This is a genomic window from Lysinibacillus sp. NPDC086135, assembly GCF_044746345.1.
GTDB lineage: Bacteria > Bacillota > Bacilli > Bacillales_A > Planococcaceae > Lysinibacillus.
The window spans coordinates 46,431-72,409 of sequence record NZ_JBIVCA010000005.1 but is presented as its reverse complement, the minus strand read 5'-3'; the positions used below and the strand labels follow the sequence as shown (position 1 = coordinate 72,409).

Annotated in this window: 28 protein-coding genes and 1 pseudogene; 14 read left to right on the top strand and 15 right to left on the bottom strand. The window is 35.3% G+C overall.

The window, feature by feature from the left end; genetic code table 11:
* The first annotated feature begins 137 nt into the window (after window positions 1–137).
* From hblC to hblA, 3 genes are read left to right on the top strand one after another with little or no spacing between them, the layout of a single operon-like run.
* Entirely contained in the window at window positions 138–1,457 is a 1,320-nt protein-coding gene (hblC, locus tag ACIPKN_RS09020; protein WP_400935257.1) for a hemolysin BL lytic component L2, read from the top strand.
* Window positions 1,458–1,503: 46 nt separating this feature from the next.
* A complete protein-coding gene (hblD, locus tag ACIPKN_RS09015; protein ID WP_400935254.1) occupies window positions 1,504–2,736 on the top strand; it encodes a hemolysin BL lytic component L1 in 1,233 nt (410 codons plus the stop codon).
* Between the two features lie 23 nt (window positions 2,737–2,759).
* On the top strand, window positions 2,760–3,872 hold the full coding sequence (hblA, locus tag ACIPKN_RS09010) for a hemolysin BL binding component B (protein ID WP_400935251.1): 1,113 nt from the start codon (window positions 2,760–2,762) through the stop codon (window positions 3,870–3,872).
* Window positions 3,873–4,206: 334 nt separating this feature from the next.
* Here the strand turns inward: hblA and ACIPKN_RS09005 are convergent, their stop codons facing one another.
* Window positions 4,207–4,974, bottom strand: coding sequence for a sulfite exporter TauE/SafE family protein (locus ACIPKN_RS09005; RefSeq protein WP_400935248.1), 768 nt, complete (start codon window positions 4,972–4,974; stop codon window positions 4,207–4,209).
* A gap of 103 nt (window positions 4,975–5,077) precedes the next feature.
* On the opposite strand from ACIPKN_RS09005, the gene ACIPKN_RS09000 reads away from it, so the two are divergent.
* Together ACIPKN_RS09000 and ACIPKN_RS08995 are read left to right on the top strand one after the other, a co-directional pair.
* Window positions 5,078–5,962 carry a LysR family transcriptional regulator gene (locus ACIPKN_RS09000; protein WP_400935245.1) on the top strand — a complete coding sequence of 295 codons (885 nt, stop codon included), beginning with the start codon at window positions 5,078–5,080 and terminating at the stop codon, window positions 5,960–5,962.
* Window positions 5,963–6,128: 166 nt separating this feature from the next.
* Window positions 6,129–6,524 (top strand): VOC family protein, encoded by a 396-nt coding sequence (locus ACIPKN_RS08995; protein ID WP_400935243.1) that lies wholly within the window; start codon window positions 6,129–6,131, stop codon window positions 6,522–6,524.
* Window positions 6,525–7,021: 497 nt separating this feature from the next.
* On the opposite strand, the gene ACIPKN_RS08990 is transcribed toward ACIPKN_RS08995, so the two are convergent.
* Together ACIPKN_RS08990 and ACIPKN_RS08985 are read right to left on the bottom strand one after the other, a co-directional pair.
* A complete protein-coding gene (locus ACIPKN_RS08990) occupies window positions 7,022–7,252 on the bottom strand; it encodes a hypothetical protein (RefSeq protein WP_400935241.1) in 231 nt (76 codons plus the stop codon).
* 61 nt (window positions 7,253–7,313) lie between these two features.
* Complete coding sequence (locus ACIPKN_RS08985) at window positions 7,314–8,171, bottom strand: LysR family transcriptional regulator (RefSeq protein WP_400935238.1); 858 nt, start codon at window positions 8,169–8,171, stop codon at window positions 7,314–7,316.
* A 243-nt stretch (window positions 8,172–8,414) separates the two neighbouring features.
* Between ACIPKN_RS08985 and ACIPKN_RS08980 the strand changes: the two genes are divergently transcribed.
* Entirely contained in the window at window positions 8,415–9,383 is a 969-nt protein-coding gene (locus ACIPKN_RS08980) for a DMT family transporter (RefSeq protein WP_400935235.1), read from the top strand.
* Window positions 9,384–9,739: 356 nt separating this feature from the next.
* Here the strand turns inward: ACIPKN_RS08980 and ACIPKN_RS08975 are convergent, their stop codons facing one another.
* From ACIPKN_RS08975 to ACIPKN_RS08965, 3 genes are read right to left on the bottom strand one after another with little or no spacing between them, the layout of a single operon-like run.
* Window positions 9,740–9,907: a hypothetical protein gene (locus tag ACIPKN_RS08975; RefSeq protein WP_400935232.1), complete on the bottom strand. Its 168-nt coding sequence runs from the start codon at window positions 9,905–9,907 to the stop codon at window positions 9,740–9,742.
* Complete coding sequence (locus ACIPKN_RS08970) at window positions 9,895–10,158, bottom strand: helix-turn-helix domain-containing protein (protein WP_400935230.1); 264 nt, start codon at window positions 10,156–10,158, stop codon at window positions 9,895–9,897. The genes ACIPKN_RS08975 and ACIPKN_RS08970 overlap by 13 nt, the downstream gene beginning before the upstream one ends.
* Window positions 10,113–10,460 (bottom strand): sigma-70 RNA polymerase sigma factor region 4 domain-containing protein, encoded by a 348-nt coding sequence (locus ACIPKN_RS08965; RefSeq protein ID WP_400935228.1) that lies wholly within the window; start codon window positions 10,458–10,460, stop codon window positions 10,113–10,115. Before ACIPKN_RS08965 ends, ACIPKN_RS08970 begins: the two co-directional genes overlap by 46 nt.
* A 221-nt stretch (window positions 10,461–10,681) precedes the next feature.
* Here ACIPKN_RS08965 and ACIPKN_RS08960 point away from each other — a divergent pair, with 221 nt between their 5' ends.
* Complete coding sequence (locus tag ACIPKN_RS08960) at window positions 10,682–11,200, top strand: hypothetical protein (protein WP_400935225.1); 519 nt, start codon at window positions 10,682–10,684, stop codon at window positions 11,198–11,200.
* Between the two features lie 39 nt (window positions 11,201–11,239).
* Here ACIPKN_RS08960 and ACIPKN_RS08955 read toward each other — a convergent pair whose 3' ends face one another.
* Window positions 11,240–11,776 carry an N-acetylmuramoyl-L-alanine amidase family protein gene (locus tag ACIPKN_RS08955; protein WP_400935223.1) on the bottom strand — a complete coding sequence of 179 codons (537 nt, stop codon included), beginning with the start codon at window positions 11,774–11,776 and terminating at the stop codon, window positions 11,240–11,242.
* 698 nt (window positions 11,777–12,474) lie between these two features.
* Between ACIPKN_RS08955 and ACIPKN_RS08950 the strand changes: the two genes are divergently transcribed.
* Together ACIPKN_RS08950 and ACIPKN_RS08945 are read left to right on the top strand one after the other, a co-directional pair.
* The gene (locus ACIPKN_RS08950; protein ID WP_400935220.1) at window positions 12,475–12,915 is read left to right on the top strand and encodes a GNAT family N-acetyltransferase; all 441 of its coding nucleotides are present in this window, start codon (window positions 12,475–12,477) and stop codon (window positions 12,913–12,915) included.
* 205 nt (window positions 12,916–13,120) lie between these two features.
* Window positions 13,121–13,264 (top strand): sigma factor, encoded by a 144-nt coding sequence (locus tag ACIPKN_RS08945; RefSeq protein ID WP_400935218.1) that lies wholly within the window; start codon window positions 13,121–13,123, stop codon window positions 13,262–13,264.
* Window positions 13,265–13,710: 446 nt separating this feature from the next.
* Here ACIPKN_RS08945 and ACIPKN_RS08940 read toward each other — a convergent pair whose 3' ends face one another.
* Window positions 13,711–14,676, bottom strand: a complete 966-nt coding sequence (locus ACIPKN_RS08940) for a DMT family transporter (protein WP_400935216.1) — start codon at window positions 14,674–14,676, stop codon at window positions 13,711–13,713.
* A gap of 84 nt (window positions 14,677–14,760) precedes the next feature.
* On the opposite strand from ACIPKN_RS08940, the gene ACIPKN_RS08935 reads away from it, so the two are divergent.
* Window positions 14,761–15,333: a helix-turn-helix domain-containing protein gene (locus ACIPKN_RS08935; protein WP_400935213.1), complete on the top strand. Its 573-nt coding sequence runs from the start codon at window positions 14,761–14,763 to the stop codon at window positions 15,331–15,333.
* Between the two features lie 258 nt (window positions 15,334–15,591).
* Here the strand turns inward: ACIPKN_RS08935 and ACIPKN_RS08930 are convergent, their stop codons facing one another.
* Entirely contained in the window at window positions 15,592–15,828 is a 237-nt protein-coding gene (locus tag ACIPKN_RS08930; protein WP_400935527.1) for a M20/M25/M40 family metallo-hydrolase, read from the bottom strand.
* 11 nt (window positions 15,829–15,839) lie between these two features.
* Here ACIPKN_RS08930 and ACIPKN_RS08925 point away from each other — a divergent pair.
* Window positions 15,840–16,324, top strand: a pseudogene (locus ACIPKN_RS08925) (oligopeptide/dipeptide ABC transporter ATP-binding protein); the annotation flags it as partial.
* Window positions 16,325–16,338: 14 nt separating this feature from the next.
* Window positions 16,339–17,448, top strand: coding sequence for an o-succinylbenzoate synthase (gene menC, locus ACIPKN_RS08920; RefSeq protein WP_400935211.1), 1,110 nt, complete (start codon window positions 16,339–16,341; stop codon window positions 17,446–17,448).
* Between the two features lie 373 nt (window positions 17,449–17,821).
* On the opposite strand, the gene ACIPKN_RS08915 is transcribed toward menC, so the two are convergent.
* The 6 genes from ACIPKN_RS08915 to ACIPKN_RS08890 form a co-directional block, all read right to left on the bottom strand.
* On the bottom strand, window positions 17,822–19,483 hold the full coding sequence (locus ACIPKN_RS08915) for a methyl-accepting chemotaxis protein (protein ID WP_400935209.1): 1,662 nt from the start codon (window positions 19,481–19,483) through the stop codon (window positions 17,822–17,824).
* On the bottom strand, window positions 19,480–20,466 hold the full coding sequence (locus ACIPKN_RS08910) for a BMP family lipoprotein (protein ID WP_400935207.1): 987 nt from the start codon (window positions 20,464–20,466) through the stop codon (window positions 19,480–19,482). The genes ACIPKN_RS08915 and ACIPKN_RS08910 overlap by 4 nt, the downstream gene beginning before the upstream one ends.
* A 322-nt stretch (window positions 20,467–20,788) precedes the next feature.
* On the bottom strand, window positions 20,789–22,057 hold the full coding sequence (locus ACIPKN_RS08905; RefSeq protein ID WP_400935204.1) for a PTS ascorbate transporter subunit IIC: 1,269 nt from the start codon (window positions 22,055–22,057) through the stop codon (window positions 20,789–20,791).
* Between the two features lie 49 nt (window positions 22,058–22,106).
* Window positions 22,107–22,370 (bottom strand): PTS sugar transporter subunit IIB, encoded by a 264-nt coding sequence (locus ACIPKN_RS08900; RefSeq protein ID WP_400935202.1) that lies wholly within the window; start codon window positions 22,368–22,370, stop codon window positions 22,107–22,109.
* Between the two features lie 5 nt (window positions 22,371–22,375).
* Complete coding sequence (locus tag ACIPKN_RS08895) at window positions 22,376–22,825, bottom strand: PTS sugar transporter subunit IIA (RefSeq protein WP_400935200.1); 450 nt, start codon at window positions 22,823–22,825, stop codon at window positions 22,376–22,378.
* Window positions 22,826–22,889: 64 nt separating this feature from the next.
* Window positions 22,890–23,801 carry a LysR family transcriptional regulator gene (locus ACIPKN_RS08890; protein ID WP_400935198.1) on the bottom strand — a complete coding sequence of 304 codons (912 nt, stop codon included), beginning with the start codon at window positions 23,799–23,801 and terminating at the stop codon, window positions 22,890–22,892.
* A 134-nt stretch (window positions 23,802–23,935) separates the two neighbouring features.
* On the opposite strand from ACIPKN_RS08890, the gene ACIPKN_RS08885 reads away from it, so the two are divergent.
* Together ACIPKN_RS08885 and ACIPKN_RS08880 are read left to right on the top strand one after the other, a co-directional pair.
* The gene (locus ACIPKN_RS08885; RefSeq protein WP_400935194.1) at window positions 23,936–24,904 is read left to right on the top strand and encodes an ABC transporter ATP-binding protein; all 969 of its coding nucleotides are present in this window, start codon (window positions 23,936–23,938) and stop codon (window positions 24,902–24,904) included.
* The gene (locus tag ACIPKN_RS08880) at window positions 24,901–25,926 is read left to right on the top strand and encodes an ABC transporter substrate-binding protein (protein WP_400935190.1); all 1,026 of its coding nucleotides are present in this window, start codon (window positions 24,901–24,903) and stop codon (window positions 25,924–25,926) included. Before ACIPKN_RS08885 ends, ACIPKN_RS08880 begins: the two co-directional genes overlap by 4 nt.
* Window positions 25,927–25,979: the final 53 nt, after the last annotated feature.

Genomic DNA, 25,979 nt, shown 5'->3' with positions numbered 1-25,979 from the left:
ATACCTAAAATTTACATTGTAGGAAAGTATAAATCATTTTGGCAAGGATCTTTCCTGAAACAATAAGTATAGTAGAGGGACTTAAGAAGTAATTGCATAAATTACTTTGAAAAATATTATAGAAGGAGGTAAACAACATGAAAAAGAAAATAATTACAGGGTTAATGATAACGTCCATTTTTACAACGGGGGCTATTCCTATACATACTTTTACAACGCCTTTAGTTCAGGCGGAAGTTCAAGAAGAGAACATCGCTATTTCCTCATCTTTAAGAAAATTAGGTGCACAGTCTAAATTGATTCAACTATATATAGATCAGGCTTTAATAAGCCCTAATGTACAGCTAGAGGAAGTACCAGCTTTAAACACAGAGCAATTTCTAATAAAACAGGATATGAAAGAATGGTCATCGGAACATTATCCAAAGTTAATGCTAATAAATTCAAAAAGTAAAGGGTTTGCCACTAAATTTAATCATTATTATCCAACATTGAAAGGGTATGTAGATAATAAGGACGATAGAGAAGGTTTTTTGGATAGATTAGAAGTCCTTCAAGAAATGGCTATAACGAATCAAGAAAATGTGCAACTTCAGATTAATGAATTAACAGACCTTAAATTACAGCTTGAAAAAAAACTTAAAGATCTCGATACGGATGTGACAAAAGCTCAGGGGGTACTAAGTTTAGAAGGAACGGGGAAGATAGACAAGCTAAAAGACGAATTACTAGATACTAAAAAATTAATTCAAAATGATTTGCAGCAAATGGCATTTCTTCCGGGAGCTTTAAATGTACAAGGACTTAAAATATTCCAAGAGATTTATAGTCTTGCAAAAGATATTATCGACCCAGCTGCACAAACAGCGGCGGCGGCGTATAACAAAGGAAAAGAAATTAATAAATCTATTCTAGAAGCTGAGGAAAAAGCAGAGCAAGAAGCAAAAGAAAAGGGTAAATCTGCTTTAGAGATTGAAACTGCTAAAAAAGAAGCTCGTGAAGCAATTGAGAAAAATAAAAAAGGTGAAATTGCTGCAGCGGCAGCTACAAAAGCGAAAGAGTATGACCTTATGAAAGCAATTGACCCAGAAAAAATCAAAAAAGCATATAGTACCTTCGCTGAAGTAAATAAACTAAAGGCAGAACAACGAGCATACTTAGATGATTTAGGACAACAAAATCAAAAATTATATGATTTAACAACGAAACTAACGATAGCAGATTTACAAAAATCAATGCTACTTCTTATGCAACATGATTTGCATACATTTGCTAGCCAAGTGGATGTAGAACTAGACCTATTGAAACGCTATAAAGAAGACTTGAATTTAATAAAAAATAGTATCAAAAAATTAAGTACTGATGCTGCTACTACTGACAATCCGTCTCAAAAAGAGACATTAAGACGATTGAAAAATATAATAAGTCAACTAGAGGAACAAGTTGATAAATTTTAATATTCTAAAATTATAAAAATCTATCGAAGATTTGGAGGAGTTTAATATGAAGAAATTCCCTTTTAAAGTATTAACTGTGGCAACTTTAGCAACGGTTATAACCGCAACTAACAGTGGCACTATTCATGCACTTGCACAAGAACAGATTACTCAGGAACAAAAAATAGGAAATTATTATACATTAGGACCTGAGGGACTGAAAAAAGCGTTAGCTGAAACAGGATCTCATATTCTTGTAATGGATTTGTACGCAAAAACAATGATTAAACAGCCGAATGTAAATCTATCCAATATTGATTTAGGTTCAGGAGGGGGAGAATTAATCAAAAATATTCATCTTAATCAGGAACTGTCTCGAATCCATGCGAATTATTGGTTAGATACGGCGAAGCCAAAAATTCAAAAGACAGCACGTAATATTGTAAATTATGATGAACAATTTAATAACTATTACGATACATTGATAGACACTGTACAAAAGAAAGATAAGGAAGGCTTAAAAGAAGGTATAGGCGATTTAATCAGTACAATTAATACAAATTCGAAAGAAGTTACAGAAGTAATTAAAATGTTAGAAGCTTTCAAAACAAAACTGTATACAAATACTATAGATTTTAAAAATAATATTGGCGGTCCAGATGGGAAAGGTGGATTAACGGCAATATTAGCGGGAAAACAAGCATTGATTCCACACATTCAAGCTGAAATTGAGAATTTGCGTTCCACTCAGAAGGCCCATTTTGACAATGTATTAGCATGGTCAATTGGTGGTGGCTTGGGAGCAGCTGTTTTAGTTATTGGAACGATTGCAGGAGGGGTGGTAATCGTTGTGACTGGCGGAACAGCTACACCGGCTGTTGTAGGCGGCCTTGCAGTTCTAGGTTCTGCTGGTATTAGTTTAGGAACAGCAGCTGGTGTTACAGCATCTAATCATATGAACTCCTATAACGAAATTTCTAATAAAATCGGAGAATTAACGATGAAAGCCGATTTTGCTAACCAAGCAGTTATTGCACTTACTAACGCTAAAGACACTTTGACATATCTGTATCAAACAGTGGATCAAGCGATAATGTCTCTAACGAATATTCAGCAACAATGGAATACAATGGGGGCAAATTATAAAGATTTATATGATAATATCGATCAAATGCAAGAGCATAAGCTCTCTTTAATACCTGATGATTTAAAAGCAGCTAAACAGAGTTGGAATGATATTCATCAAGATGCAGAATTTATTGCAAAAGACATTGCGTTTAAACAAGAAGAAAAGAATTGAAAGACAGCTAGGAGGAATACAAAATGAAAAAAAAATCTCTTTACAAAGTACTCGCTGTATCGACGCTTTTAACCTTGACAACAACTTCTGTAATTTCTCCAGTAGCAGCATTTGCAGAGACAAGTAAGATTGAGCAAACTAACAATAGTGATACGTCTCTTTCAGCAAATGAAGCGAAGATGAAAGAAACCTTGCAAATGGCGGGGCTTTTTGCAAAATCTATGAATGCCTATTCTTATATGTTAATTAAGAATCCAGATGTCAATTTTGAAGGAATTAATATTAAGGACTATCCAAATTTACCTGGTAAAATTGTACAAGATCAAAAGGATGCAAGAGCACATGCCCTTACATGGGATACAAAAGTAAAAAAACAGCTGATAGATACATTGACAGGTATTATTGAATACGATACAAAATTTGAAAATTATTATGACATAATTGTAGAGGCCATTCATACAGGAGATGGAGAGACGTTAATAGAAGGGATTACAGATTTACGAGAAGAAATTCAACAAAATCAAAAATATGCACAACAATTAATAGGAGAATTAACTAAATTAAGGGACGCTGTTGGACAAGATGTAAGAGCATTCGGCAGTAACAAAGATCTTTTACAGTCGATTTTAAAAAACCAGGGGGTTGCAGTTGAGGATGATCAAAAGCGACTAAAAGAAGTTTTAGAATCAGTAAACTATTATAAAAAATTAGAGTCTGATGGAATAATAACAGTATCTGTGCCCTCTATTCCTACGTGGATTGCTGGTGGTATTATGTTAGGGATAGCAAGAGATCAATTAGGTCAATTAGAACCGTTATTAGCACAATTAAATCAGACAGTTGATTATAAAACAACATTAAATCGTGTAGTTGGCATTGCACATAGTAATATTAGTGAGATGTACAATGCACTCGATGATGCTATTAACGCTCTTACTTTTATGTCTACACAATGGAATGATTTAGACTCTCAATATTCAGGCGTACTGAGACATATCGAGAATGCATCTGCAAAAGCGGAACAAAATAAATTCAAATTTTTACTACCTAATTTGAAATCAGCTAAAGACAGCTGGGGAACATTAAAAGTAGATGCAGACACATTAAAAGCAGGGATAAAAGAGTTAAAAATATAGCCTGTTTTCAATATATATTACTTAAAAATTATAATAGAAAAGTAGATTTGGGGAATATTTAATTTTCCAAATCTGCTTTTTTATTCCAGTTTTTTAGACTGTTTTCTTGCAATTAGAACACTTTCTTAGAAATAGTAACATAGACCAGTACCGTGGTGCAGAAATATTTTTATGTAAAATTCGTTCAGGCCAGACAGTTATTTTCTTTCATCATAACTAACTGCCCAACCTTTTTTGATGTAACAAACCAAAATAACGCTGTGTCTTTACTTGTAAGATAAATTTGCACACCATTAGATGTAGAAGCCAAAGAACGTATATTAGCCAATTAGTGTTATATCAATAAATCTGATACGACCTGAACAATTAGCAAGAAAAAAATGATGGGTAATAAAATTTGAATCCATTTTGTTTTGATATATGGAATTATCTTTAAACCTAAGAACGAGCCAACGATAGAGCCAATTGAAACAGGAATTGCGATTCCCCAATTAACAATGCCCGTAAAGTAGTAAAAGAGAAATGCACCTGTACAACTTGAAAATGTAATAATTCTTGTTACCTCAACTGCTTTTATATAGTTATATTGCTTTTTAAGATGATAGGTTACATTCATTAAGGCTGAGCCTGGTCCAAAACCACCGTCATATATTGAAATCACAAACGGAATGAGTTTATTAATTGGTTGTTCCTCCGTTTCTTTTATATCCTTTACCATAAATTTATTACTGCAAAGCACGATGAAAAATGCGAAAATTAAGAATACACAAGCTACAACATTCATGACTTGCTCTGATAATCGAGTGGCTAAAAATGCGCCAAATAAACCTCCAAAACTAGATATCATAATTAAAGATGTGAATTTTTTTACCGATAAATGCCCTTTAATTATAAACGATACGACATTGGATAGGGCTGAAATTCCTGTCGCGAATTTATTAACTGCTACGGTTGTATGAATTGGAATGCCAATAAGTAACATTGCGGGTAACAAAACGAAGCCTGCAGCGCCGAAAAGAACACCAATAATTGCTGCGAGTAAGCCAATTGTAAATAACATAAACCCATTTACTGATAACCATTCATGTAGTAAAATTTCCATCAAATCACCTCATATCTAAATTACTGCTAAATAATACATAAAACAAATATATAATAATTGCTTATTCATAAATATAATTTATGAATAGAAAGGTGTGATTGAAATGAATTTGCATGCATTAAGGATTTTTACGAATGTAGCAAAGCTTGGAGGAATTACCGCAGCAGCGAATAAAATGCTTCTTAGCCAACCAGCTGTTACTATTCAAATTCGGAAATTAGAGAGCGAAATAGGAACAAAACTAATTGAAGGAAAAGGACGTGGCATTCAATTAACTCCTGAGGGGAAGTTTTTGTATGAGCAAGGATTGCGTTTATTTTATTTAGAAGCACAAATTGATGACAAGCTTGGTAAATTTTTAGCGAAGGAAGAAAAAATACATATTGCTTCTTCCTATATACCGATAAACTATATACTCCCGCCTATTATAGCAGCGTATAAGCTTGCTAATCCTCACATTGAATTTTTTGTGTCGCTAGGCAATGTAAAATCTGTGGAAGAGCAAGTCCTGAATTATGAAGTAGATCTTGGTTTTGTCGTGCAAAATAAAATGGGCCACCCTGATTTACGGTTTGAAAAAATAGTAGATATCCCGTTTTGGTTTGTTGTTCACCCATCACATTCTTTAGCAAATCAAACTGTCCCCATTTACAAATTATCGAATGAGGACTTTATTTATCGGGAACGTGGTAGCTCGACACTTGATTTATTGGAGTCGGTTTTTTACACGTTTAACGGTCCATTACCTAAATTAGGACTTCAAATGCAGGGCTTGCATGAATCGATTAAAGTAGTAGAAGCAGGATACGGTATGACTTTAGCACCGTCCTACAGTGTAACGGAAAGTATAGCAAATGAGAAACTAGCTCGGGTGTATGTTGAACAGGCAGATATTCAGCAAAGTTTATTTATATGTACACGCAAATCAGATATAGAAGAGCATCCATTTATACAGTATTTAAAAGATCATTTAAACGCTGTAAACTAACTTAAAAGTAATAGAGCCAAAATCGAGAACAAGCATTAGAATGTTTATTCTCGATTTTCTCATATAATTTCTCTTCTTTTTTATTTCCATTCCTTGTAATAATAATATATAGTGATTGTACTCAAACACAGTGAGTAATTTAATTCTTTAGTTATAGGAGGATATCATGGGAAGATTAGTTCATTTTGAAATTCATGTAAGTGACATGGAACGTGCAAAGAAATTTTATGGAGAGGTATTCGGATGGTCATTTCAAGACTGGAGTGATTATGCAGGAATGCCTTACTTTGGAGCGGTGACTGGCAATGAGGGCGAGCTTGGAATCAATGGTGCTTTAATGCAACGTCAAGGTACTTCTCCGGAGCCAAACCAAGCCTTAAATGGATTTGCTTGTACAATGGGTGTGGAAAATTATGATATAACAGAAGCTAAAATTCTTGAGAATGGCGGCACGGTTGCAATGCCGAAATATGCACTACCAGGAATGGCGTGGCAAGGATACTATATTGATACTGAAGGCAATATATTCGGAATTCATCAACCTGACAAAAATGCAAAATAGAGTTCATAATAGTTGAAAAATATGCAATACAAGACACGGCAAGCATTTTTTAAAATCCTGACTTAGACTACGAGGAGCTGTTTCATTGAAAATTAAACAGCTGAATAGCTATTGCTCTTTCTCTATTTACTTTGACGGGCTGCTCGGGATGTAGAACACGCCAAAAATTAATTTTATTAAGGAATTAAGAACTTTGCTAGAAGTTAATCTATTTTTAATAAGAGCGTGTTTTGGTTTAATTTATAATCAAAACACGCTTTTTAGATTTCTTAATATCATGATTTATTTCTTTGGATCAAAATGCTCTTATGAAAAATCTGTATGGATGATTGTCTGTAATCCTTCTTTTACTATTTTTTTATCTGGAATGGAGAAGCGATTCTTACTCTTCTATCAGCGAGTTCGATCCTTTATCAGCGATTTTTGCTCTTCTATCAGCGATTCTTGCTCTTCTATCAGCGATGTTCGATCCTTTATCAGCGATTCTTACTCTTCTATCAGCGATATTCGATGCTTATCAGTGATTCTTGCTCTTCTATCAGCGATGTTCGATCCTTATCAGTGATTCTTGCTCTTCTATCAGCGATGTTCGATCCTTTATCAGCGATATTCGACTCTTTATCAGCGATGTTCGGGCGTTGATTTCTTAAGACAGCTTCATTCATTTTGCCTGTTGCTACTTCAATTTTAGGTCGTAAGCTTTCCGCATTCTCTATATATGTTATCAAAACCACTCTCCTATTGTTTGGATCTACTTCTCTTTCGATATCACGCAAAAAAGAAATAACCCTATATATACTGATGCTCAGCAATTGTTTTTAAAAAACATTCCATCGAATTTGTCATATATGCATCTTTTCGTCGAATAAAGACGGTTGAAATCGTACCGTATTTTTTAGGAATTGGATGACAATAAACCTTGCCTGTAGTAGAAAGATGTTCAGCGGCTGATTGTGGTACAAGTGTAACGCCAAGACCAATTGCAACACTGTTTAAAATTGTCTCTAAAATATTAAATTCCATAATTCTTTTTGGCAATAAACCTTCATCTTTGAGCCAGAGTTCTAGCTTGGATCGATAGCCGCAACCTTGATTAGAAACAAGGATTGGTGTAGACATAAATTCCTCAATATGAAAGGATTTGTTTTGTGATAGGAGAACGAGGTTTTCTGTATACACATCATATTGTTCTAAAACTGGATGTTTAATCGGTCCAGTTATAAAAGCCCCATCTAATTGGTGATCCGCTACTTCTTTGATAAGTTCCTCAGTTAAACCAGCTTGTAGTGTTAAGTCGACATTCGGATATCCTTTATAGTAGGACGCTAGAATGGTAGGTAATATACTTACTGTTTCGACTGTACCGATTTTTAAAGTACCAGTCGGTGTATCACTATCTAAAAATACTTGTTTCATTTCCTCGACATCTTGCAAAATTTTATTAACGTAAGTAAGCATTTTTCGCCCTTCTGGATTTAATGTCATCCCTTTTTTATGGCGATAAAATAGCGGCGTTTTGAGCTCCTTTTCTAATAGCTTAATACGTGCAGTTACATTGGATTGTACATAATTTAATTCTTTTGCAGCATGGCTAACGCTCCCGTTATTTGCGACGCTTTTGAAAATCTGTAAATCTCGTAGTTCCATCGAGCATTACCCCCTTAAAAACTATCATTATAAATGATAGTTAATATCACTTTCAATCATTTTACGTGATGTATTTTCTTTTTTATAATTCTCATTGTGCAATAGAGGAGCTCAGTCTAAAAACGCCACGTCCTGTGGCAATGACTGAGTGAGCCACATCGTGCGGCGAAAGCACAAAACCGATTCCGGTCGCAATCATGACGAGGCATAATTGATAGGGTTATATAGAAATGAGGAAAAACAGTGAGAAAAAATCAAATAGTAGTAGGCGTGATCGCATGTTTAATTGCAAGTATATCATGGGGAGCCATGTTTCCAGTTGCAGATCATGCGCTTGAATATATAAATCCGCTCTATTTTTCAACGATTCGATATGGAGCGGTATCGATTGTATTAGTCATTTTATTATGGATGAAAGAAGGGAAGAAAGCATTTCGTTTAGAAGGGAAAGGTAAATTGCTCGTCTTTTTTGGGACTATGGCGTTTACAGTTTACAACGTGCTTGTTTTCTTAGGCCAAATGTTAATGGGGAAATCCGGTGTTATGGTAGCGTCGATTATGGAAGCGCTCATGCCGATGATTTCGATTGCTATTCTTTGGGGGTATAAACATGTGAAACCGAAGAAGTATATGATTAGTAGTATGATCATTGCTTTTGTTGGGGCTATATTTGTTATTACAAAAGCCGATATGGGTTTCTTTCTTACACTAAAACATAATCTGGTTTCGCTCGCATTCATTTTAATTGGTGTAGTTGGGTGGGTCATCTATACAATGGGCGGTCAAACATTTAATGATTGGTCTACTCTGCGCTATTCCACATTAACATGTGTATTTGGCACAGCTGTAACAGGTATCATCACAATAATCATGACGATACAAGGGGTTGTATCAGTCCCAAGTATGGAAACGATTTTTGCTATTAAATATGATTTATTGTTTATGATGACACTGCCGGGTATTGTAGCATTGCTTAGTTGGAATTACGGTGTGAAAATCCTATCATCCATTAATGGAATTTTATTTATTAACTTCGTTCCAATTACTACATTAGTCATTATGATGGTACAAGGATATAAAATAACAATCTTTGATATAGTAGGGACCTTACTTGTTATTTCTGCTCTTATTTGGAATAACATCTGTCAACGAAGAGAAGAAAACACGAGTCCACAGGTTATGCATGAAGAAGAATTGCGGCAGGCTGTTTAATAGTACAAGGCTTATTATTTTTTTTGCTGGCTCAATTTACCTTCTAAGCATTTTAACTTATTTATAAGGCATAGTTTAACGTAGCGACACTTATACAACTACCTGATTGTTAACGGTACTACAGTTTCAACGTAAGTATCTAGCGTAGGCGATTTAGTGCGATGATGGCGCGTTTTTTAGAATTAAGACCTTCTAGTACCAAATGAAATTCAAATGTAAGATAAACAATCACGAAACTCCATTTTGATCAAATTTTTTTCAAAATGGAGTTTTTCTATTTGTTATTAAATAAAGTTTGAAGACAATTTTTAATCAATCTTTTATGATCTTTAGAACATGTCATAAATGTAGGGTTATTAATGATTGTCTTTATTTTCTTGTTGAAGCAATAACTGAACAGCAGTTGTATTGTTATTTACTGCCTTGGTTAAAAGCCCAAGAGATTTATCAAACTTCCAAAAGATCAGCAAAAACGCCACTATTGGAAATCCCACGGTTGAAATAGCCTGAATTACTCCTTCCATAAGTAAAGTCCCCTCTTATTATGAGATTCCAAATCTTTATCATCCTTGGTTAAAAGCTCAATAAAATCTGTAATAATACTTTGAAAAGCATCTTCCTTATTCATTTTTATATACTTACTACTATTTTGGATGTCCTCGCGATACAAATTAATAATATTAGTCATTGCAGCTTTATCACCACTTTTAGCCATTGCAATTAACTTCGCTAATTCATCGTTTGATATAACTGCTTCAACATATTTCGTTTCCATTTATTCACCCCTTGCTGTGACATTTTTAAATCTTTCGCCAATTCCTTTTCAGTCTTACCTTCTAAATAAATACCTTTAATAACGTTTCGGCCTGTTTCAGATGGTAGTGTATTTATTAGTTGGAAAAGAAAAATCTCACTTTCTACAGTAGGCGTAAAATTGGATGTTTTAAATGAAAAATCATCATCACCAAATACTTCTTTTTTTCTCTTTACCTTTTCTTTATATTGCAATCTCCAAGCAATTCTTTTTATTTCCTGTCTATAATGCTCAAAAAGAGTCGTACTATGTTTTTGTTTCATATAACCCCTCCTACCATAAAGGTAAAAATTAAGACATTATAACAACGAAAAAAATTTTTTTAACAATAAGGTAATAAAGTTTAAAAATAGACTCGTTACTCTCTACTGTATACGTTCTTTTTCGAGATAGGTAGATAACAAAATTTCACTATTTGTAATTGTTAATGTAATATTTATATAAGCAATAGATTTTTGTTAGCTATATATTAGGGGGGAATTAAATGAAAAAAATTTATTTGATTTTTATGACTTTAATATTAGTGATAATAGCAGTGTTAATTATTTACAGTTACAAAACAGAGGGAGAAGAAGCAAAAGTAACATTAGAAAGTGTTGTAGGCAACTCTCTTTTTAAACTGTTGGATAACTATGATACTATTCTTTCGAAAAAAGAATTATCAATTGACTCTATAAAAGAAATTGACAAAAATTTAACTTCGATTGAGGTTAGTTCGGGCGTTATAGACCTAGCAGTAGGACAAGAATTACTTAGCCCTATTGCCAATAGTTTGTTGAAAATAATGAGCGATTTAAAGGATAGATATGATAAAAGCGAACAATTCTCAGAACAGGATAAAGAAAAATACAAAAAGGCAATTGCAGAAATAGATGCTATGATTCCTCTAATTTATAAAGTTTACTACGACCCTAATTCTAAAGAAGGTGCAGAGCCTAAATTAGAAATAGAAAATTTCGATGAATTGAAAACTATAAATATTCGAATTGTTGAAAATCAATAAAAACCTAGGTCATAATTACCTAGGTTTTTTAGTAAGAATTTATTTTGCGAAATAGTCTTCCATCCCTTTGATAATGAAATCGGCAGTGCTTTCAAGACTAGCCGTTTTGTCTAACCAACCTTCATTAATTTGGCCGAGCTCGATTAGAGTAGTTGCAGCTGTACGTGTAGTATCACGTATGATCGCAAAATCCCCTTCGTGTGGAACAGTTCCGTAACGAGTAGCAATTGCTTGGGAAAAATTCTTGGATGTTGTTTTACCTTTTTGATAAAACGGGCCAATTCGTCCTGTCCAAGCAGTATTAACGTGAATACTAACCAATCCACTAACCTTCGGGAACGAATTATTAATATACGCTACACGTTTGTTTACATCGTCATCTGCATTAGAACTACCAAAATCTTTGTCTGTGGTACGAGTCATGTAAATAGTAGCCCCTTTTGCTTCTAATTTTTTTTCAAGAATTTTCGACATGTTTAAAGTCACTACTTTTTCTTTTCGAGAACCTGATGTTGTACCATCGTATTTACCGCCATGCCCGGCATCAATAATGAATGATTTACCTTTTACGCTCATTTAAAATTCCACCTTTATTTTTTATTTGAAAACCGGCTTTCATTAATAAAGGTAAAAATCAAAACTAAATAACAACTAGAATTTAAAATTAGCAATTTAAGAGTGGTTTTTTTATATCTAATGGGTGAACTCTGTCTTAAAATTTACATCAATATTTGATTTATAGACTGAACTATAAGTACGACAAATTCTGAATTTTTTTGGGGGTTTATAATAAACTCTAAAGTAAAGCAAGAGGTAAGACTTATAAACAAAAATTGACTTCTGCTATTGAAGATGAGTTATTCGTGATTTATGTAGAATTGTATGAAGAAACACCAATGGAAATGCAATAGCTCTTATGTGAAGGTATTAAACTTGACATTCGTGAATTAAATGCCTATAAAAATCATCTGCTAATAACATTTGAATATATGGCGAATCATTTAGATATTTTAAGCATGATCGGCGGTATATAAACATATATCGAAGACAAGGATGGGAGCGGGGTCAGAACGGAAATCAATGACACGTGATGAGAGAAATATAGAAGGCATTTTTTTCCTGTATGCCGAAATAAACAAGAGTACAAATAGAGAGCAATATTTCTATATAATTGTACAGTTTAATGATGACTACCATCTGATGAGGAGAATACTTATTTAGTAGAGAATTCGTGATCATGGATTTCTCTACTACTAGAGGAGGAATCGGAAGTTTTGATTAGTTTAAAATCAATTGATCAAAGTAATTGGGAAGCTTGTATTCAATTGAAGCCTAAGCAAGAACAGGAAGGGTTTATTGCCTCGAATTTGTATTCAATTGCAGAAAGTAAATTTTTACCACACATGAAGATCAAGGCAATCTATTGTGGAGAAATACTTATCGGTTTTGCGATGTACGGGATCGATTCGGATGATGGAAAATATTGGATATATAGGTTTATGATTGATGAGCAATTTCAAGGGTGTGGACATGGCAAGAGCGCAATGAAATTAATAATTGAAGACATCCGGAGTAGGGATGATCGCACTGATGTCATCTTGCTTGGGTATCAGCCAGACAACGAGCAAGCAAGAAAACTATACGCCAGTATAGGTTTTAAAGAGTCTGGAATGGCACCTTGGGGAGAAATGCTCGCAAAATATAGTTTTCATTAGAATGTCTAAATGAATAATAAATGTTGCGTAACTAATGTTTACGTGGGATGTTCTTAAAGTCTATAAAGGGCTTTAAGAGCATCCCTTTTTATAAAATTTTTGCATTTCCACTTTCCCCTCGTGTCGTTTCGTTATTAAAAATACAAAAAAATAAATTAGTGCAACTTTTTTTATCAAACGAGGATAGATTGAAAGGTGGGAAGAGATGGACATTGAACAGCTTTATTTACGCTATATAAACGAAATCTATCGGTATTTATATTCCTTATGCAAAAACCAAACATTAGCAGAGGATTTAATGCAAGAAAATACTTTTATAAAGCACATTACATTACTTAGCGGTAAATGAGGGATCCTTTCATTCGTTAATTTCTTTACTCGACCAGTTATCCCCTTATGAAAAGCAGGCAATTATGTTGTCTGATGTGCAGTCGAAAAAGATGAGAGTTTTAAGAGAAAAGGAGAGATAATGTTGTGGATGATTATGGAAAACGAAAGCCAGCTCTAAAGCAGAAATCGCAAATATAAAAGATCAAAGAATTTCAAAAAGCTATTAAAAGAACAATTATTACGTCAAAATCGAAGTTGGTTTTTGCAACTTTAACGATGATATTATTGATGTCCTTTAGATCATCTTCAATGAAGCTTGCGTTTGAGCAATATAAACGTATTTCGGGATTTTGTTTTTCTTATCTTGTGTTTTATAGATCCTAAAGCTTCTATTAACATAGTTATAAATGAATAATTCAATTTAGCGTGTTTTAATCCGTTTTCGGTTTAAAACACGCTCTTAAACTATACTAATTTCTTTTGTTTGGATACAGAAACTGACCGATTTAAAATACTGTTGGCTATCATTCCAATCATAATAATGATCATACCGATTAAAGATACTCCAACTGGCCAAGAACCGTTTAAAAAAAGGATTTCACCAAGAACAGTAAAAATCATTGTGCCAGCTTGCGTTGCCTCCACTGCCCCTAACAAAGACAGGTTATTTTTCGCTAAGTCAGTAGCGAAGAAAAATGTCATTGTGGCGATAACACCCGAACATAATGCTAATAAGAAACCTTGCGTGATTTGCCCAGATGTTGGTATACCTGTTGTAGTCCAACCATAAATCGCTAGTATAATACTAATAGGAAGGCTACCTATTGCCATGCCTAACACGCGTTGAAATGTATCTAAGCGACCAGCAACGACTGCCATCATTTTTCTATTACCGAAAGGATATAAGAATGCAGCGATAACTACAGGGAGGAAGCCAGATAAAAATTGAGAAATAGTAATATCCCCAGATTCTGTTAATTGCATACAAATGACACCCGTTAAAATAAATAAGGAAACGAGTAAGCTTCGCATTGGAATTTTACCGCGAACTCGTTTAACTCCAGATTTCGTCTCCAATGTAATAAAAAATAACGGAGATAATAACAAACCAGCTAAAATGGTTATTTGCCATGTACCTGCTACGAGCCATGCAGGACTAAAGACAGCAGCATAGCTTAATAAGGAATAAAATCCAACCCCGGCTATTGTGCCATAGCCAAGCCAAGCCAAAGGATGTTTACCCATTTCTACCCATAGTGGACGAAGGTTTTTGCGAAATAGGACGATAAAGAATAGAATGGGTAAAGCGAATAAAAATCGGAAGGAAGCAGTCCAAGCCCAGCTTGTTCCTGATACGTTCATAACTCGATTTATAATAAATGTAGCTGAAAAAAACGCAGATGATAAAATACCTAATAAGATAGCACGCATTTCGTTCACTCCTTTCTAAATATATATTATAATATAATTATTTAGATAAAAAGTAAATTATAATATACCGAAAGTGGGGTTCATATGAAAGAACAAGAGGATATGCAAACAAAAGAAGTAATTTTGCAAGTTGGTCAATTGTTACGACAAATAAGGAATGAACAGAAATTAAGTTTAGAAGAGTTAGCGAAAAAAACAGGTGTTAGTAAATTAACGTTAGGGAAAATTGAGAGAGGAGAAACGAATCCTACATTAGGCGTCATTTGGAAGATTACAAAAGGATTATCTATTCCGTTATCAAGGCTTATGGTGATAGAAGATATAGTAAATGTTGCACGCTGCGGACAAGGATTTATTATAGAAGAAAATCAAATGTGGCGATTAGAGACTATATTTCGTTACAAAAAAGAAACAGGATTGGAAATGCATCGTGCTTGTTTGCAACCGAATAGCGTATATGAGGCAGAACCTCATCATGAAGGAGCTATCGAATATGTAACAGTAATGAAAGGGGAAATTTCGATTCAAGTTGGACACGAAATGTATGAATTAAACGAATTTGATTCTATTCAATTTGAAGCAAATAGAAAGCATAGCTATGAAAACACAGGAGATGAAGTTGCAGTGCTCCATTTAACAATGAAATATTTATCTTGAAATAAGGTATCACGCGTATTTTCATCTTTGGATTTTATGTGCCACGCTATAGTTGAGAGCTGTATTGACAGAACCCGTGGAATTAGGTGTTTCAATGAAAAGAGCGGAGTGGGATTTAGCAAAGTAAGTATGTCTTACTGACCTTTATGAGAGATTTGCCTACAGGGCACTTCCTAACCAACAACTGCTTTTAGTGCAAATAGCAAAATGGGTGGAGAAAAATATTGTGTTTTTCTCCACAGTCTATTTCTTTCTGATCTATTGTTGAGCACGCAAAGTGGCTAGCACAGTTTTAGTTAAGATGTTTGTGCCGATTTCAAGAGCATCTGTATCAAAGCTCATATAAGGATGATGGAGTCCAGGAGTGAGGTTACAGCCTAGGCCAATCATCGTTGCTTTTAATTGTGGTTTCTTAATTGTGTAAAAATGAAAATCGTCTCCACCAGAGGTGATGAGTGTGGGTATGATATTTTGTTCGCCAATAACTTCGGCAATGCCTGTGCGTGCAAATTATAGGATTAGCACGTGCGCTTATTATGAATCCAGATATTATTATTTGTGATGAGCCTGTATCGGCATTAGATGTATCTATTCAATCGCAAGTGCTGAATTTATTGGAGGATTTACAAAAAGAATTTAACTTAACATTATTGTTTATTTCTCATGACTTAAGTGTTGTACGCCATATTTCCAATCGAATTGGCGTAATATATTTAGGAAAGCTAGTAGATGAAACAACGACAGATGAAATTTTTAGCAACCCAATGCATCCTTATACAAAAGCACTTTTATCAGCAATTCCTGTGCCCAATCCGCGAATAAGACATGAAAAGATTAAGCTGCAATGTGAAATCCCTTCTCCATTGAATCCACCGGCTGTGTTTTCCAGACGAGATGCCCTTTTGTAATGGAAAAATGCCGGACGGTGGAGCCAGAGTTGGTCGAACATTCACCTGCCCATAAAACGGCCTGTCATTTATATTACAAGTAGGGGAGTTTTGAGAAATGAAAATTGAAAAATTTATAGTTCGCAAAATGAAGATGACAATGAAATCACCCTTTGAAACAAGTTTTATGAAGCAGCAAGAACGTATTTTCTTAATTATTGAAGCGTATGGTGAGAAGCATGTTGGTTATGGAGAATGTGTTGTTAGCGCTTATCCTTATTATGGAGAAGAAACGGCTTCAACGGCATTCTCTATTATTGATGAATTTTTAATACCACTTGTTATTAATCAGGAATTCAACCACCCAGATGAAGTAAATGAGAAATTTGCTCGTGTGCGTCGCAATAATATGGCAAAATCTGCGATGGAAGCAGCCATTTGGGATTTATATGCAAAAGAGCAGGGCATACCTTTAGCACAAGCACTTGGAGGAGAAAAAAAAGAAATTACAGTTGGCATTAGCCTAGGCATTGAAGAGGATACGAATGTATTGCTGGAAAGCGTTGAAGGTTATTTAAAACAAGGGTTCAAAAAAATTAAAATTAAAATTAAGCCTGGAAAAGATATCGAAGTACTCCGTGTAATCCGTGATCGTTTTGGTGATATTCCTTTAATGGCAGATGCCAATTCTGCCTACTCGTTAGAAGATCTACCATTATTTAAGGAGATGGATAAATTAAATTTAATGATGATTGAGCAACCACTTGAGCATGATGATATTGTCGATCATCGAAATTTACAAAGAGAACTCAATACACCGATTTGCTTAGATGAAAGTATACATTCATGCGATGATGCTAGACGTGCAATTGAACTAGGTAGCTGCAAAGTGATTAATATAAAGATAGGCCGTGTTGGAGGCTTATCTGAGGCTAAAAAGATTCATGATTTATGTCAGCAGCATCAGATCCCTGTATGGTGTGGGGGCATGCTAGAATCAGGGATTGGTCGTGCTCATAATATTGCCATTACAACACTGTCAAATTTTACAATACCTGGTGATACAGCACCGTCTTCCCGCTATTGGCATGAGGACATTATTGAGCCAGAGATTGTCATGAATGTACAAGGACATATCCAAGTTTCTGATCTACCAGGTATTGGTTATAATGTTGCGCAAGACAAACTTGAAAAATACACACTAGAAAAATATATTTACGAAGCATAATGAAGGACGAATGCCTTGTTTTAGAGTTATTTGAACAGCTTCAAATTTCATTTCTTCTCTAAATTTAGCCATACAAAAACTGCACCTGCAATTGTTAGATTGTGTCTAACAATTGGGGTGCAGTTCACTATAAAGATGGGAGGCTTTAGAGCTCCATCAGATTAAACTTTACTACAATCCAAAAATTGTGAAGGTTAATTATGTGTAAAAGTTCTTGCTACAATTGCTCATTTTATTGTATGCGGCTCGACGCTCTTTAGCGAGAAAGATACCCTGTAGCAGAAATCAGCGTCTTTTCATTAAAAAAAGTGGGGAAAATTCGCTAATGAACGCACTTATTACTCTGAAGTAATAGACGAAAATAATACGAAATTTACAATGTGAATTTTTTTAGTTCTACAGACAATGTATTTGTCATTTCTTGAAGTTCTGAAACCTTATCACTAATTTTTTTGAATGATCCTAACTGTTCTTGAGTAGAAGCGGATATTTCTTCTGTTCCTGCAGCGGTTTCTTCCGTAATAGCTGAAATGTTTTCAATGGCATTGTTCATGTGCTGGCTTATTTCGCTTGTTTTCTCCATATCCTTCGTAAGGTGCTTTAACTGATCATTAATGTCTAATACATGAGTTGCAATTACCTCAAAAGACTTTTCTGTATCGGTCATCGATTGTAATTGTTCTTTTGAAAGCTGATGTCCATGCTCTGCCGTAGAAAGAATGAGTGTAATACCATCTTGTATATGTGTCACCATAGAAGAGATGAAAGTAGTTGCCTTTTCTGTTTCATGAGATAGTTTTTTCACTTCCTGCGCTACAATAGCGAATCCTTTTCCGGCTTCGCCAGCACGTGCCGCTTCAATTGCAGCATTTAATGCTAAGAGATTTGTTTGATCAGCAATCGCGTGGACTGCATTAGCCGCACCTTCAATTTTTGTTGTGAATTGAGAGAATTGAGTAACAGCCTCTTTGATATTAATTGAAGTGGATGAAATATCCTTTGCAATAGAGGATTGCTTCTCTAGTGAGCTACGACCATTTTGAACAGCAGTAAGTGCTTTGTTACCGTTTACTGCTGACTGTTCACTTGTTTCCTGAACAGTAGTAAATTGATCCGCCATCGTATTCATTAGGATAGCCGTTGACTGGATATCTTCTGAAATAGTTAGGCTTCCCTTTGCCAATTCGTCCGTTGATGTAGCAATTTGTTTACTGCCTTCGTTAACGGTTTCAATATAGCTTGTGACATCTTTAGTAAATAGGCCAACATTTTTACCTACATGATCAATGGATTGTACGGTGCTTTTTAAGCTAACAATCATTTTGGAAAAGTTCTCAGTCAGTTGATCAACTTCATTGCGGCTACCTTTCTTATAGGGAAGGGAAGAGGTGTCAATTGTCAAATTCCCTGCAGCCACCAATTGTGCACAATCCACGATTCGGTTAATCGGATTTGTAATTTTTTTCGTTGCGGCATACGAAAAAATGATAGTAGCAATAAGTAGAAGGATACTTCCTATTATTGTTGATGTAGTAATAAAAGAAATTTTTTGTGTTGCCAAATCATTCGTTTCTTTATACCATTCATTTGTTTCTTTTTTCAGTAGATACATATCGTTCAAAATACCGGATATTCTGATGGATTGTTTTTTTATCTCAGGACGATTGTGAGCAAGAAATCCTGCTTCTGAAGCTTTTTCTAATTCGTCGTATTTACCCCCGATTTTTTTGATGATGGCCTTATGCTCAGCTATTTTTGCAATAGTTGTGAGTTTTTCTAAATTTACTTTCGTTTCTTGTAAAGTTGAAAGAGCTTCATTTTTATTGGCCTCACTATCTAAAAAAGTGTAGTTATTTAATGATTGGCTCGCTAAAACTAAACTTTGTTCAAGTTCTTTCACTGCCAGCAATAGCTCTGTATCATCTTGTGCAGTTGTTTGTATATCAAATGTTTGAACGATAATAAAACCAATCATAGCCATTGCGAGGACAATGGGAATAAGTATGTTCATGAATAATTTTTTTCGTAGTGTCACTGACTGTTCCCCTTTTCTGCAGTAACTTTTATTTTACCCGAAACAATATCTTCTTGTGCTTTTTTAATGGCAGCCTGTTGCTCAGGTGTAAGTTTAATAACACGTATATCCGCTAGGCCCACGCCATTATCAGCTAAACCGAATGACAACGATTTTTCGGGAATTTTCCCTTCCTCATCTAATGTTTTAGCCAATTTAAAAACAGCCTGGTCGACGTTTTTTAACATTGATGTTACGACAGTTTTTTCTGCAATGTAAAATTGATCAATATCAACTCCGGCCGCATATATGCCCATATCTTCGGCTTTCTTTATGGCACCAAAGCCAGTGAATCCAGCTGCATGATAAATAAAATCTACACCGTTCTTAATGTAACGTTCTGCGATTGTGGCACCTGCCTCGGTATCATCAAATGTGCCAGCGTACTCACTAACAATTTCGATAGTTGGATTAAAATACCGAGCACCCTCAATAAAGCCGTTTTCAAAATGATGGATAACTGGAACATTTGCACCGCCAATAAATCCTAATTTTCCAGTTTTACTCGTCATTGCGGCAACCATTCCAAGTAAAAAGCTTCCTTCCTGCTCTTTAAAAGTGATTGAAGTGATGTTGGCAACATCCGATTGACCATCTATAAGGATAAATTGCTGATCAGGATATTTCTTCGCAGTCTTTTCTAAAGCTTCTTGTACAGAGAAGCCTAGACCAATAATGACGTTATACTTTTCTGCGACAAGTTCCTCTAGCTTCTGCTCGTAATTGCCATCAGGCGCCTCTTTATAATCAAACAAAATACCTAGCTCATCGCGTGCTTTCTCAAGCCCTTTAAAAGCTGAGTCATTAAACGATTCATCACCAAGCCCTGCATCCGAAAGTAAGATACCAACTTTATAGTCATCTTGCGCTTTTTCCTGCTGAGTAATGGAACAGCCTGCTAATAACAAAGCTATTAAGCAAAAGCCCATCATTAATTTTTTCAATATGAATACCTCCAATTGTATGTATTATTTATATCGGCAATAAGTTATTCTAAGTCAGAGGTCAGACGATGATTTTTTATTTTACCATTAAATACTATCAGATTATTTACAATTTACTACAGGAAAATGGGTTTAAATCATTCTCGATATTTTCTAATCACTGAGTATTTAGTTTGTTTTGTAATGGATTTCCTCTATTTGTATAGTGAAAAAGGTAGGGGAATAATGTGAAATATTTATATATTTTGCAAAATCATCCCTTTTCTTTAGCAAATAAAAAGCCTCGCAAACATCTAAAGAGTTTGCGAGACATACTAATGAATTAAACTGCACCAAATAACTTTAATATATTTATTATTATGATCCCTACAATGCCGAAGTCTGAATCACCAAATGTAGTTCCTTCATAGCCGATATCACCCATAAAGATCAGTAGAATCGCAGGGATAAAGCTAATAATTAATCCGTTGGCAAATGCTCCTACCATAGCACCGCGTCTACCACCAGTTGCATTTCCGAATACTCCTGCAGCAGCACCCGTGAAAAAATGTGGTACAAGCCCAGGTACAATTACTTTTAGCTCTATGAGAGGGAGTATAAACATGGACACTAAGCCTGCTACAAAACTAAACAAGAAACCGATAATAACTGCATTCGGTGCGAACGGAAAAATTGTAGGGCAGTCTAATGCAGGCTTTGTGTTTGGCACAAGTTTATCTGCAATACCTTTAAAGGCAGGAACAATCTCGGAAATTAGCATTCGCACTCCAGCCAAAATGATATAGACACCAGCGGCAAAAGTAATAGCTTGAATAATGGCAAAGACGATAAAATTCGAACCGCCAGATAATTGTGTCTCAATATAGGATGAACCTGCGAATAGAGCAACGATAATAAAAAATAGACTCATAGTTAAGGACACAGCTACAGATGTATCCCTTAAAAAACCTAGAGATTTTGGGACTTTTATGTCTTCTGTTGATTTGGCTTTGTTTCCAAACAGCTTCCCAATTTTAGCAGAGACATAATAACCAATACTGCCAAAATGGCCAACAGCAAAATCATCACTGCCAGTTATTTGACGAACAGTTGGTTGTAAAATGGCAGGGAATACGACCATACAAAGACCTAGTATAATAGAGCCGACGATGATAAGAGGTGTACCACTCATACCGCCGACTGACAGTGACGCTGCGATTAAACACGCCATAAACAATGTATGATGACCAGTTAAAAATATATATTTAAAAGGCGTAAATCGCGCAAATAATATGTTCATAATCATACCGAAAACCATAATCATGGCCGTAGATGTTCCGAAACTAGTTTGAGCGGCTGCTACAATCGCTTCATTATTTGGGATAACCCCTTGGACATGAAATGCATGATCAAACATTTTACTAAAATGATTTAAAGAACCAATTAAAACGCTTGCACCTGCGCCAAGTATAACAAAACCCATAACTGTTTTTAACGTACCAGAAAGTACTGTTGAAGTTGATTTTTTTTGGATTAATAAACCAACAAAAGCGAATAGGCCGACTAATATAGCTGGTGTTCCTAAAATGTCATTCATAATAACATCTAACATATTAACACCTCATCCTATCCATTTTTTAATTAAGTTCAAACTCGTTCCTTTATAACAGAGATTTAAGCTTTAATTTAATTTCAGAAATACTCATCATATTAACAATACTAACGATGTGACCTCTCTCTTCGCCTAATTGATTAACAATATCTTCTGCGCCAATATAAATATCCGCTTTCTCGGCCTTGGCAGATGCTAAATCTGTATGAGTTACTTCTGCAACTTTTCCAAGTTCAGCTAACGCTTTTTTTACATTCAATTCCATAATAAAGCTACTGCCTAAGCCATTCCCGCATACTACTAATATTTTCATCAAAATTACCCCTTTGCCATAATTTGTTCGATTTCTTTGATAATATCGTCTTTATGCTGGCAGGCAATGATGCTGTCTATTTGATTTGGTTCTTGCAAAATCTTTGTTATGTCAACTAATGCATGCAGATGAGACACATGATCAGTTGCCGCCAAGACAATAATTAAGAAAACAGGCTTTTCTGGTCCAAACAAAACAGGTTTTTGTAAGCTTAATAGGCTCATGGCTAGCTCATTAACGCCTTCTGTGTGCCGTGCATGTGGAATTGCTACCTTTGGTGTAATGACTACATAAGGTCCGTGTTTTTCAATGGAATGAATCATTGACTCAATATAGCGTTCTTCGATTTTATGCTGCTTTAATAGTGGACTTGCCGCTAAATGAATAGCTTCCTGCCAAGTATTTACAAAATTTGCGAGTTGTATAGTATCTTTTGTCAGTAACTCAGTTAGCAAGTACAACCCTCCCTTCATAGGGATAAACAACTCCCATTCCATATTACTATTGCTGACTATGGAATTATGTCATAAGAGGATATATTTTTAACTGTTTGGCTAAATCATAAATTGCAGTTTTTACAAATGCATCCATCTTGCTATCTAGACGAGATTTTGGATAAATAAGTTGAATTTTTCTATTAAGTGTCACATCGTGCAAGTCCTTTTTGATCAAAAGTCCTGATTTTAACTCATCTTCGATTAGGGCAACTGACAAAAATGCAATTGTCTTTCCGAAAGTAAGCATCTTCTTAATAGTGCTGACAGAATCGAGTTCAATCGTATAAATGGATGGATGAAATGGGTCCATCCATTTTTCTATAAAATGATTCGTTGAACTTGAGGATGTATGCAATAATACTTTATTTTTTAGGACATCTGCTTTTGTGATGTCCTTTTTTGATGCGAGCTCATGGCTAGGACTCAATGCTAATACAAGGGAATCTTCGCCGATTGTTTTGTATATAAGAGATGAATTTTCTTGTTTTGTTTCCATAATTAGCCCGAAATCTAATTCTTGAAGAGCTACCTTTTGTTCAATTTCGGGTGCTGTTTTTACTTCTAGCGATATTCGAATGTCTGGGTAAGCTGTTGAAACCAGATGAATAATATCTGGCATAAAAATATGTGCAGGTAGCCCGCTTGCGCCAAGACGAATGTAGCCGATATTACCCGCTAAAAGATTTTCGACAAAGCGATTCATGTCTTTTTGTAACTGTACAATTTGACGAGCATAATGATAGAGCCCTTCTCCCGCTTCTGTTAAACGGTATCCACCTGCATTTGTCCGAAATAAACGGATGCCATATTCCTCTTCAATGGAGCGAATATGAAAGGATACTGTCGGTGCTGTTAGACCAAGCTCTTTGGCAACAGGAGCTAATTTTTTTAATTCGACGAGTAGGCAAAATGCCTGTAATTTCATGTTATTCATTTTATCCTCCTAAAGTAAATTAGAAAAAATCTTAGTTTTGCTTTAGTTTATTAGATTTTTTTTAACGAGTTATTAATAATATATTAATATTTTCTAAATATCTGGAATTTATAGTTGTAATTAACGAGGAGGATATGATGAAAATTTCATTAACGAATATCGAGAAAAAATATGGACAGGCTCAAGTGCTATGGCCCATTAATGTGGAGCTGGATAGCAAGTTTATCACCATTTTAGGGCAATCAGGCTGTGGTAAGACAACGTTATTAAAAATATTGGCAGGACTTGAACAGCCGACAAATGGAGAAATCTACTTTGATGACAAAATTATTTATTCATCCAAACTCCATAAAAATGTAAAACCAAATAAGCGAAATATAGCAATGGTTTTTCAAGATTTTGCATTATGGCCTCATATGACTATTTTCCAAAACATTGCTTTTGGCCTGAAGGGTATTGTTCCAAAGTCAGACATTCCGGCTCGAGTAGAGCATGTTATGCGATTGGTGAAAATGGAGGGGTTTGAAAAACGAAAACCTGGGGAGTTATCGGGAGGACAGCAGCAACGGGTAGCGCTAGCGAGAGCACTTGCGACAAATCCACAGCTTATTTTGTTTGATGAACCATTATCGGCGCTCGACGCAGTACTAAGAGAAAAAATGCAAGATGAAATCATGCATATTATTCACAAGCTAGATTGTCAGGCTATTTTTGTTACACATGATCAAACAGAGGCAATGGCAATGTCAGATCAAATTATCGTGATGGAGGCAGGAAGAATTGCACAAGTGGGAACACCTGAAGAAATTTATCACGCTCCAGCAACGCCGTATGTGGCAGATTTTGTCGGCAAAGTGAACTGGTTTGATAAAGGTAATTATATTGTGCGACCTGAAGGAGTTTCCAGACTACCAGGCCCAGGTACGATTGCAAAACAAGCGATGATTGTAAAAAGTACCTTTATTGGTGATCGTTATTTAGTGCAGGCACAGGTAGAAGGTAAGCACTGGAGCTTTTACGAAGCAGAACCAATAGAACAAGGCAAACAGCTTGAAGTTTTTATTGATGAAAAACAAATATATCAATTGGAGGGTTTACATTGAAAAAACGAGGGTTAAAACTATTTGCTACAGCTGGGGTTCTTTTAACATTAGTATTAGCGGGCTGTGGAAATAAAGAGGTAGAGAAGAATGGTAAAGCAAGTTCAAACCCAAAAGAAGAACAAACTTTAACGGTATACTCTGCTGGTCCAGATGGTTTAGCTGCGAATATTCAACAAGCATTTGAAGAGAAAACAGGTATAAAAGTAGAGATGTTCCAAGGGACAACAGGCAAAATATTATCGCGTTTAGAAGCGGAAAAAAATAATCCTGTAGCAGACGTTGTCGTACTAGCCTCTGTTGCTTCAATGGATGGCTTAAAGGAAACAGATCAGCTTCAAAGTTATAAAGACGCTGTTAATGCAAAGAAAATCAATAGCGATTGGTCAAATGCAGAAGGGTATTACTATGGTTACAGTGCCTCAGCATTAGGTATTGCTTATAATACTAAAAATACGCAACAGGTTCCGGCAGAATGGACAGATTTAGCAAAAGCTGAATGGCAACATAAAATTAATATACCAGACCCTAGCTTGTCAGGCTCTGCTGTAGACTTCGTATTCGGATATACAGAAGCTGAAAAAACAGCTTGGGCTACGATAGAAAGGTGGAAGGAAAATGGTTTACAGGTGAATGGTGCCAATAAGGAAGCGTTAGATGCTGTTATTACTGGTGCCAAAAATGCCACAATTTCAGGGGTAGATTACATGGCCTATAAAGCGAAAGCTGATGGTGAGCCAGTAGAATTTATTTATCCAAAAAGCGGGACAGTTGTCAGTCCGCGGGCTGTTGGTATTTTGAAGGATGCAAAAAACGTAGAGAGTGCAAAAGCGTACGTTGATTTTTTACTGTCAGATGAAGGGCAAAAGCTTGTAGCAAATGCTTACTTACTACCAGGCAACAAAGATATACCTGTTAAGGATCGCGCAGCCTTAGATGAAATTCCACAGCTAAACGTGAATTGGAAAGGTGCAGAAGCGAAGCAGCTTGAAATATTAACTAAATTCAATGATATTTTTCGTTAAGTAGATAGGAAGTTTTTTAGCCTCCTTTAAGTTTTTTTAGGGAAGGATTGAAT